The sequence below is a fragment of the Afipia sp. P52-10 genome (assembly GCF_000516555.1).
Taxonomy (GTDB): Bacteria; Pseudomonadota; Alphaproteobacteria; order Rhizobiales; family Xanthobacteraceae; genus P52-10.
The window spans coordinates 1,340,718-1,350,098 of sequence record NZ_AZSJ01000007.1 but is presented as its reverse complement, the minus strand read 5'-3'; the positions used below and the strand labels follow the sequence as shown (position 1 = coordinate 1,350,098).

11 protein-coding genes are annotated in these 9,381 nt (G+C 62.7%); 7 read left to right on the top strand and 4 right to left on the bottom strand.

Annotated elements, in window-relative coordinates; translation table 11 throughout:
• The 3 genes from X566_RS23765 to X566_RS23755 all read left to right on the top strand — a co-directional run.
• Window positions 1-1,598: flagellin (locus X566_RS23765; RefSeq protein WP_244434863.1), on the top strand; the 1,598-nt coding region annotated here is incomplete at its 5' end.
• 242 nt (window positions 1,599-1,840) lie between these two features.
• A complete protein-coding gene (gene flaF / locus X566_RS23760; protein ID WP_034472235.1) occupies window positions 1,841-2,206 on the top strand; it encodes a flagellar biosynthesis regulator FlaF in 366 nt (121 codons plus the stop codon).
• 25 nt (window positions 2,207-2,231) lie between these two features.
• Window positions 2,232-2,600 carry a hypothetical protein gene (locus tag X566_RS23755; protein WP_034472233.1) on the top strand — a complete coding sequence of 123 codons (369 nt, stop codon included), beginning with the start codon at window positions 2,232-2,234 and terminating at the stop codon, window positions 2,598-2,600.
• Between the two features lie 69 nt (window positions 2,601-2,669).
• Here the strand turns inward: X566_RS23755 and X566_RS23750 are convergent, their stop codons facing one another.
• From X566_RS23750 to X566_RS23735, 4 genes are all read right to left on the bottom strand, one after another.
• Entirely contained in the window at window positions 2,670-3,032 is a 363-nt protein-coding gene (locus tag X566_RS23750; protein ID WP_034472231.1) for a hypothetical protein, read from the bottom strand.
• A gap of 287 nt (window positions 3,033-3,319) precedes the next feature.
• Window positions 3,320-3,805, bottom strand: a complete 486-nt coding sequence (locus X566_RS23745) for a hypothetical protein (RefSeq protein ID WP_034472219.1) — start codon at window positions 3,803-3,805, stop codon at window positions 3,320-3,322.
• A gap of 11 nt (window positions 3,806-3,816) precedes the next feature.
• Window positions 3,817-4,149: a flagellar assembly peptidoglycan hydrolase FlgJ gene (gene flgJ / locus X566_RS23740; RefSeq protein ID WP_034472216.1), complete on the bottom strand. Its 333-nt coding sequence runs from the start codon at window positions 4,147-4,149 to the stop codon at window positions 3,817-3,819.
• Window positions 4,149-5,258 carry a flagellar basal body P-ring protein FlgI gene (locus X566_RS23735; RefSeq protein WP_034472214.1) on the bottom strand — a complete coding sequence of 370 codons (1,110 nt, stop codon included), beginning with the start codon at window positions 5,256-5,258 and terminating at the stop codon, window positions 4,149-4,151. The genes flgJ and X566_RS23735 overlap by 1 nt, the downstream gene beginning before the upstream one ends.
• Window positions 5,259-5,564: 306 nt before the next feature.
• Between X566_RS23735 and X566_RS23730 the strand changes: the two genes are divergently transcribed.
• From X566_RS23730 to X566_RS23715, 4 genes are all read left to right on the top strand, one after another.
• Window positions 5,565-5,975 (top strand): flagellar assembly protein FliX, encoded by a 411-nt coding sequence (locus X566_RS23730; RefSeq protein ID WP_034472211.1) that lies wholly within the window; start codon window positions 5,565-5,567, stop codon window positions 5,973-5,975.
• 210 nt (window positions 5,976-6,185) lie between these two features.
• On the top strand, window positions 6,186-6,605 hold the full coding sequence (gene dksA / locus X566_RS23725; protein WP_034472209.1) for an RNA polymerase-binding protein DksA: 420 nt from the start codon (window positions 6,186-6,188) through the stop codon (window positions 6,603-6,605).
• Between the two features lie 312 nt (window positions 6,606-6,917).
• Window positions 6,918-7,898, top strand: coding sequence for a tripartite tricarboxylate transporter substrate binding protein (locus tag X566_RS23720; RefSeq protein ID WP_034472207.1), 981 nt, complete (start codon window positions 6,918-6,920; stop codon window positions 7,896-7,898).
• Window positions 7,899-8,116: 218 nt separating this feature from the next.
• Entirely contained in the window at window positions 8,117-9,223 is a 1,107-nt protein-coding gene (locus tag X566_RS23715) for a M20 family metallopeptidase (RefSeq protein WP_051444469.1), read from the top strand.
• Window positions 9,224-9,381 lie beyond the last annotated feature (158 nt).

The following is a 9,381-nucleotide window of genomic DNA, read 5'->3' as shown; positions in this document are numbered from 1 at the left end:
TGTCCGGTATTGTTCTTTCGGCATCGGTTCGCCAGAACCTGCTGTCACTTCAGTCCACCGCTGAACTGCTCTCGACCACCCAGAACCGTCTTTCGACCGGAAAGAAGGTCAACTCCGCCCTCGACAACCCGACCAACTATTTCACTGCCGCAGCCCTCGACAGCCGCGCCAGCGACATCAACAACCTGCTGGACGGCATCAGCAACGGCGTGCAGGTGCTGCAGGCGGCCAACACCGGCATCACCTCGCTGCAGAAGCTGGTCGATAGCGCCAAATCGGTTGCCAACCAGGCGCTGCAGACCCCGAGCGGCTATTCGGCGAAGTCGAGCGTGACCTCCGCCGTCATCACCGGCGCCACCGCCGACAACCTGCTCGGCCCGGCCGGTGCGCCGACCGATGCGGCGGCTGCGGCCGGTACCGTCATCAACAACAAGGTCACGCCGACTGCAGCGCCGATGACCGGCGCGACCTTGCTGTCGGGCGCTGCGAACACGGACTCGGTTGCGGGCGACTTCACCGCCGCCGATACGATCGTCGTCAACGGCAAGACCATCTCCTTCAACAGCGGCGCTGGCACCAGCGGCACTGCGGCGGGTGGCAACCTCTCGATCGACGTCACCACCGGCACGGTCCAGGACGTCATCGATGCGGTGAACGCCATCACCGGCGGCACCTCGACGATTGCTGGCGGCGCCATCACGCTGCACACCGGCACGGCCGAGGACCTCGTGGTCAGCGGCACGGGCCTGGCCAAGCTCGGCCTGTCGGCCGGCACCACTGCCCGCACCGCGGGTGCACCTCCGGCGCTCCAGGGCCAGACGCTGACGATCGGTGCGACCGGCGGCGGCACGGCGACCAACATCACCTTCGGCACCGGTGCTGGCGAGGTGAAGACGCTGAACCAGCTCAACGAGAAGCTGGCGGCGAACAACCTGCAGGCGACGCTGTCGAGCGATGGCAAGCTGACGATCTCCACCACCAACGATGCGGCGTCGTCGACGATCGGTGCGATCGGCGGCACGGCGGCTGGTGCGGGTCAGGCGTTCGCCGGTCTGGTCGCCGGCGATCCGGTGAAGGACATGAACGCGCAGCTGACGCGTTCGAACCTGGTTGCGCAGTACAACAACATCATCAACCAGATCACCACCACCGCGCAGGATGCCTCGTTCAACGGCGTCAACCTGCTCAATGGCGACCAGCTGAAGCTGGTGTTCAACGAAAGCGGCAAGTCGACCCTGAACATCCAGGGTGTCACCTTCAACCCGGCTGGTCTCGGTTTGCAGGAGTTGACCTCGGGCACCGACTTCATCGACAACTCCGCCACTAACACCGTCCTCACGGCGCTGAACAACGCCTCGAGCACGCTGCGGTCGCAGGCCTCGACGCTCGGTTCGAACCTGTCGATCGTGCAGATCCGTCAGGACTTCTCGAAGAGCCTGATCAACGTGCTGCAGACCGGCTCGTCGAACCTGACGCTGGCCGATACCAACGAGGAAGCGGCCAACAGCCAGGCGCTGTCGACCCGCCAGTCGATCGCCGTGTCCGCCCTGGCGCTGGCCAACCAGAGCCAGCAGAGCGTGCTGCAGCTGCTGCGCTAAGCCCGGCGCTCCGATCAAGAAGCAAAACGGCGGAGGAGACTCCGCCGTTTTTTTGTGACGCGTGTTGTGAGACGGTCAATCGTGTAGCGAAGCTTTCTCGGCTGCTTGCTTTTGCCTACGCAGAGCCACTTTGTCGCGACTGTGTCGGAAATCGATAACCATCTTTTAAAGTCGAATCGATACAACCTATGGGTATTCTCACGGCCCCTCCTACGCGCACCAAAACGAACATCGAGGTATGAATGTCCGACGCCGCCAAAGCCTACGCACGCGTGGCCAACACGACTGCTGCTCCGCGTGAGATCGAGGCGCAAGCTCTGCTCAAGGCGGCCAATCAGCTGCAGGACGTCGTCAACAAGCCGGATCCGACGGGCGTGCGCACCAAGGAAGCCTTGCTGTTCAACCGCAAGCTCTGGTCGATCTTCATGAGCGACGTGCTGCGCGACGACAACCAGCAGCCGCTCGAGGTTCGGCAGAACATCGCCAACATTGGCATCTTCGTGCTGACCCAGACGGCGGCGCTGCAAATTAATCCGCAGCTCGATCAGTTCAAGTCGCTGATCGACATCAACCGCAATCTTGCAGCGGGCTTGTCCGGCCGCGCTTGATGCGCGTTCTTCGACGGAGCCGGGCATGGCCGACATCCTGCAGATTCTGTCGTCGGGTTATGTGGCGGCGGGATCGAACCTGAGCAACGTGGGCGGTAAGTATGTTGATGTCGATCCGGCGCGGTTCGAAGGGCGCTGGAGCGGCCAGTATGCCGACGGCAAGGCGTTCACCATCTCCGTGTCCAACGTGAACGGCTTCCGTGCCAAAGCTCGCTACGAGAGTAATGGCTCGGTGAAGTTTCAGGACGTCCTGATCAAGAACGACGGGTTTCGGATCGGCGATTCCAAGTTCACGTTGACGCGTCCGGGTGTGGCCCAGGTGAAGACGGTGATGACGAACGCGCAAGGCGCGGCGTCGAGCCTCGAGACCGCTTACGCCAAACAGAATACCTGAGGGGATGCGCACGACCGAGGCCGCGAGTCATTCGCACAGGACTTGCTCGAATCGCTAGGTCAGTCGCGCTCAAGCGTTGCGATCGGTGTACTGCAGTCGATGCAGCTCCTTCGAGCGGTCGATCTCGCGGAAATAGGCCCGGGTGCGGACCTTGCTCTCGTCCGGCACCTGGTGGACGACCGTATCGTTGCGGCGATCGATCACCTGATAGACGATCTCCGCGGAATCCTGATCGAAGATGACCTGTCGCGACAGCCGCTCGCTGTCGAGCGAGACGTCGTTGCGCGTGGCGCGCGCTTTTTCCGATGCGGTCACGCTCTTGGCGGGCGGCAGCTGCGTAGGCACGGCCTTTCGCGCGGCTTCAGGAGCCGGGCGGTCGAGCGCTGCTGCGGCCGGTACCCCTACCGGCCTGACTGAGAAATCCGTGCTCATGGCCACCTCCCGGCCTGCGAGACAAATCCCTCCCTCCATTGTCATCGTATCGCCCAAAGTTTCTAATGGTGCCTTGAAACATGCGCTCGACTTTTCGCGAATTGTTGCACGCGAATTTAGCTCAAATGCGAGAGTCTTGCGCGAGCCGGACCTGTTCGGTCGCGCTGATCGCGTTCGTTGTCAGCGTGGTCCCAAGCCGGTGTCCGGACGTTTAGGCTCGAAGAGATGTCGTCGTCCGGTTGGTTCAGCAACGCGGGATCAGATTCTTCGGCGACGCGGGATCAATTCTAAAGTGAGCGGCTGATGCTCAGCGGCGCAGCGTAACGTGCGCCCGCATTGCTGCGGTTCCCGGAAGCCGTATAGGTCGAAGGGACGGCCTTGCGTTGCAGCTCGCTGTTGACGCCGCGTACGATGCCTTCGGAAACCGCATGCGCGGTCGCAAGAACGGTGAGGTTGATCTGCAGCTTGCCGCGGAAAGCATCGTGATGACGATGCAGCGTCGCAAGCAGGTCTGGCACCGCCTGCGCCAGATAGCGATGGTTGGCCTTCAGCCCGGTGATCGCGCTCATGTAGCGGCGAGACAGTTCGCTCTTGGCGCTCTCGAGCAGGACCGCCTCACTGACCTTGCCGGCCCGCACCAGCGCCGTCTCCTGCTCGATCAGTGTCAGCAACTGATCCATGATGTCGGTGAGAGCGGTGATGAACTTGCGGGCATCGGTCGGATTGGCGATCGCCGGGATGCCGGGAGCGGTGGACTGCGATTGAGCGTGCATGTGCCTATCTTTCAGCTTGCCCGTGCGGCCTGTTGTATGATCAGGGTCCGGAAGACGTCATCCGAGATGCCGACGCCGCCGGACCGCGAAATCCCCTTGGCGTATTCGTCGGTCAGCATCGAACGCCACGGACCCGTGCCTTCGGTCGCGCCGAACGGGCCTTCGCCTTTGACCTCTGCGAACATCTGCTGAAACATCGAATTCAGGAACACCGCTTCGAAATCCTGCGAGGCCGATTTCGCCTTCTGCTGCGCCTGAGGGGAGACCTTCTTCAGTGCTTCGGTGAGTGCGAGATCGGGGCGGCCATTGATCATCGGTGTGGTGTTTGTCGGGATGACGCTCATCACATCACCTCGATGTCGGCCTGGATCGCGCCAGCAGCCTTGACCGCCTGCAGGATTGCGATCATGTCGCGCGGCCCGATGCCGAGCGCGTTGAGGCCGTCCACGAGCTGTTGCAGCGAGACGCCATCCTGCACCACGGCGAGTTTCCGGCCGTCTTCCTGCACGCCGACGCGCGAGCGCGGGACAACCATCGTGCGACCGCCGGATAGCGGATTGGGCTGGCTAACCTGTGGAGCCTCGGAGATCGTCACCGTTAAGTTGCCCTGGGCGATGGCGACCGTCGCCACGCGCACGTCGCGGCCCATGACGATGATGCCGGAGCGTTCGTCGATGACGATCTTGGCGGCGAGATCCGGCTCGACCTGGAGCTGTTCGATCTCGGTGAGCAGGGCGACCACATTGCCTCTGAATTCGTTCGGCACATTCAGCAGCACTGTCGATGGATCGACCGGCTCGGCGGTCTTGGTGCCGAGGAAGTCGTTAACGGCAGCAGCGATGCGCTTGGCGGTGGTGAAGTCGGCGTTGCGCAGCGCTAGCCGCACATTCGGCAACCGGTTCAGCGCGAAGTCGATCTCGCGCTCGATGATGGCGCCATTGGAGATGCGGCCGACGGTCGGCACGCCGCGCACGATCTTCGCCGCTTCACCTTCGGCTGCGAAGCCGCCGATCGCTAGCGCGCCTTGCGCGACGGCATAGACGTTGCCGTCGGCACCGAGCAGCGGGGTGACCAGCAGCGTGCCGCCTTGCAGGCTCTTGGCATCGCCCAGCGCGGAGACGGTGACGTCCATCCGGGTGCCCTGGGTTGAGAAGGCGGGCAGGTTGCCGGTGACCATCACGGCGGCGACGTTGCCGGTGCGGATGTTGGCGCCGCGGATGTTCACGCCCATCCGTTCGAGCATCGCTTGCAGCGATTGCTTGGTGAAGGGGATGTTGTTGAGAGTGTCGCCGGTGCCGTTCAGGCCGACCACGAGGCCATAGCCGATCAGCTGGTTCTGGCGCACGCCTTCGATGTTGGCGAGGTCCTTGATGCGGGAGGTCGCGGCCGCCGGGCCTATGGCCAGAATCAGCACCGCGGCAATCGCGCCGACGATCCGAAACACCCGTTGCATCCCTTTACTCCCGCGAAAGCCGTCTGGCTGGATACCTCGTGCTCCCCACGCGATATCGACCACGGGTCATCTAGCGAACGTCGTGCCAGTCACGCGATCAACATAAGTAATTGAAATAATTTGATAATTATGTTTCCTCTCGTCCGCCTCCAGCCTGCGCTAGGGAGGGAAATTGCCGCGCGCGGCAAATTCTGCCGGGTGTTTACGGATCATTAACCATAAGGGACGAGCTTTCCGGCTGCCGAAACCTCAACGCCGCGTAGTTTGTCGCGTGTGATCCGGCTCGATTTGTTCAAAGGACATTGCATGCGGATCTATGGCCCCAATGGTGCTACGCCGGCCACCTCGCAGCCCGGCGCCCGACGTCCGTCGTCGTCCACATTTTCGCTGCCGAACCTGAGTGAAGCGGCGGGGAGCCGTCCGATGGCGGCGCCCGTCGGTGTCGCGAGTATCGACGCGCTGCTGGCGCTTCAAGGTGTGGAGGACGCGACCGAGCGACGGAAGCGGGCCGTCAAGCGCGGCAACGAAGCCCTCGATGTCCTCGACGAACTGAAGCTTGGGCTGCTGTCCGGCTCGCTGACCCCTGCGACCGTGCAGCGGTTGCGGGTCGTTGCCGCCGGATTGAAAGCCAATTCAGGGGATTCAGGGCTGGATCAAGTGCTGGCCGAGATCGAATTGCGGGTCGAAGTCGAACTCGCAAAGGCCGGAAATAGTTGATTTAATTGCCATATTTTCTTGACTGGCGCCTGACGGGCGGTTCCCGTCAGGGAACTCCCGCCCATTCCGTCATCGATCCCAAAGCGGCAATCGTCCCCAGGGTGCTCCACAGGAAACGGTTCGGAGTGTCGTGTCGATATTGTCTGTCACGAATCGGCGCTATATAAGCTGCGCGCGCGGGAGGCTATTACCCGCTGGGACAAACTGTCGATGCCAGTGACGGAGAAGCAGAAACCCTACCGGCCCTCTGAGAAGGAGCCGTTCATGAACGAGCGACAGCGGGAGTATTTCCGCAACAAGTTGCTTGCATGGAAAGAGGAAATTCTGCGGGAAGCCAAAGCCACCCTCGTCCAGTTGCAGGACGAGAACGTCAACCACCCCGATCTTGCCGATCGTGCGTCGTCGGAGACCGACCGCGCCATTGAGCTGCGTGCGCGTGACCGCCAGCGCAAGCTGATCGCCAAGATCGATGCTGCGATCGGTCGGATCGATGACGGCACTTACGGCTACTGCGAGGAGACCGGCGAGCCGATCTCGCTGAAACGGCTCGAAGCGCGTCCGATTGCGACGCTCTCGGTCGAGGCACAGGAGCGTCACGAGAAGCGCGAGAAGGTTTATCGCGACGAGTGATGCTCGTCGCCTTTCGCGGCTATATCGCCTTATCTACAACGCTCACTATCCTACGTGCAGATGGCTGAATCTGCACGCGTTGTTCTGCGCGAGCGGATGTTCAAAAGCGGCAGCTTGTGCAATTGCGCGCGTGAGCGGATCGCATTCAGTTCGTTGTCGTTGCTGCGTCCTTAAGACACAGCGCGATTTCGTCGTTCGGTCGCCCGTCCTCCCCTGACGTCGTTGTCGTTCGCAGTCTTGCCCCTTAGGGTCCTGCCGCTTCGAAGGCCGAGACCTTTGCAACCAATCCAAAGCCATACAACGAGACGGAGAATGACCTTAGTGACCTTGAGGAAGAAGCTTGGCGCGCTTGCGCTGGCGCTCTGCATCGCATCCATTGGAAGCGCCGCTCTCGCGCAGAATTTTCCGACCAAGCCGGTGACGTTGATCGTGCCGTGGCCTGCGGGCGGATCGACCGATACGACCTTGCGTGCGATCGCGGAAGTCGCGGGCAAGCATCTCGGTCAGCCGATCGTGGTCGAGAACAAGTCGGGCGGCGCGGGCTCGGTCGGTCCTGCAACGATGGCCGCATCCGCCAAGCCGGATGGCTATACGGTGGCGCAGATTCCGATCTCGGTCTTCCGGATGCCCCTGATGCAGCAGACATCGTGGGATGCGGAGAAGGACTTCACCTATATCGTCCACCTGACCGGTTACACGTTTGGCGTGGTGACGAGTGCGGACGGCCCGTTCAAGACCTGGAAGGACGTTGTCGAGTTCGCCAAGGCTAATCCCGGCAAGGTGACCTACGCGTCGCCTGGCGCGGGCACATCGCTGCATACCGGCATGGAGCAGATCGCCGCACGCGAAGGCATCAAGATGACCCAGGTGCCGTTCAAGGGCGGCGCGGAAATGAATGCCGCCGTGTTGGGCAAGCACACGACGCTCTCGATCGATTCCACCGGTTGGCGGCCACTGGTCGATGCGGGCAAGCTTCGTCTGCTGATGCTGTGGACCGCGGACCGCTCGCCGAACTATCCCGACGTGCCGACGCTCAAGGAACTCGGGCATCCATTCGTGTTCGATTCCCCTTGGGGGATCGCCGGGCCGAAGGGCATCGATCCGAAGATCGTCAAGATCCTGCATGACGCCTTCAAGAAGGCGATGGACGATCCATCGGTCAAGGAGACGCTCGCCAAATTCGATATGGTGCCGAACTACAAGAACACGGACGATTACAATGCGTTCGTGCGGGAGTTCATCGCCTCCGAACGCAAGGTCATTGACAGTCTCGGCCTTGGCAAGAAGGGCTGAGTGCGATCCGTTCTCCACAGCCGCATATCTCCCGGCCGACGGAAGGCGCGCAATCGGGAAGGTTGCGCGCCTTTCATTTTGATGTCGTGGATGCGTGGTGATGCGCCGGCTTCCGGCTATACTTGCCGGCAAGCGCCGGCCGCCGTGCCGGAAGGAACATCGGAGGAAGGCTCGTGTCGGACTTAATCGCCGCTTGGTTGTCGTCGCAACGTGACGCGATGCTGGCGCTGCTCGAAACCGTCGTGAACATCGATAGCGGCTCCTACGACAAGGCCGGTGTCGACGCGGTCGGCGAAGTGTTCCAGGCCTTTTATGAGAGTCATGGCATCGAGGTCGAGCGGCTGCCGCGCGATGTTTCCGGCGACATCTTCCGCGCGCGGCTTGCTGGTCCCGGCAATGCGCCGGTAGTGTTGATGGGCCACCGCGACACGGTGTTCCCCAAGGGCGAGGCTGCCCGACGCCCGTTCACGGTGAGGGACGGCCGCGCTTACGGTCCCGGCGTTATGGATATGAAGGGCGGGCTGGTGCTGAACGCGTTCGTGCTCGCGGCATTCAAGAAGTTCGGCGGCAATCCGGCGCCGTTGGTCGCGCTTCTGACCTCCGACGAGGAAATCGGCTCACCACAATCGCGCGCCGTGATCGAGGAAACCGCGCGCGGGGCGCGGGCGGTCTACAACTCCGAGCCTGGTCGTCCCAGCGGCAACGTGGTGTCCGGTCGCAAGGGTGGCGTGTTCATGGTGATGGACGTGGTCGGCAAGGCGGCGCATTCCGGCGGCAATTTCGAGGCCGGCCGCAGCGCCGTCAACGCGCTCGCGCACAAGATCGTCGCGCTATCCGCTCTCACCGACCTTGGAAGCGGCGTCACGCTAAACGTCGGGCTCATCTCGGGCGGGCAGTCGGTCAATACGGTTGCTCCTGCGGCCAGCGGCGAAATCGATCTGCGCTATGTGAAAGCGGCCGATCGCGTTCGCATGCTGAGCGCGATCGAAGCGATCGTCGCTACGGAGCATGTGCCGGGCACGTCGGCGACGCTGCGCATCAAAGGCGAATTCCTACCTCTGGAGCAGACGCCCGCACATGCCGATCTGTTCGCGATCTATCGGCAGGCGGCGCTAGGAACCGGCTTCGATGTCGCTGGCGAGTTCACCGGCGGCTGCGCCGACTCCGGATTCACTTCCGCGGTCGGCACGCCGACCCTGTGCGCGACCGGGCCGGTCGGCGGCTTTGCACACACGCCGGAGGAGTACATGGAGGTCGAGAGCCTTGTGCCGCGCGCCCAGGCGCTGGCACGGGCGGTGGCAGCGACGCATCCGCTAAAGGCATGAGGCGCGATAAAGCGACAGCCTTCGGCAGGGGAGCTACCGAAGGCTGTCTTGCGTCGCCTCGTCCGCGCTCGCGAGACGCGGACTTGGCGTGGGAGCTGGGAGCATGATCGGGAGGCGGGTCGCGTCAGTGTGGGAGCGCTTTCGCGACAGGATCATGC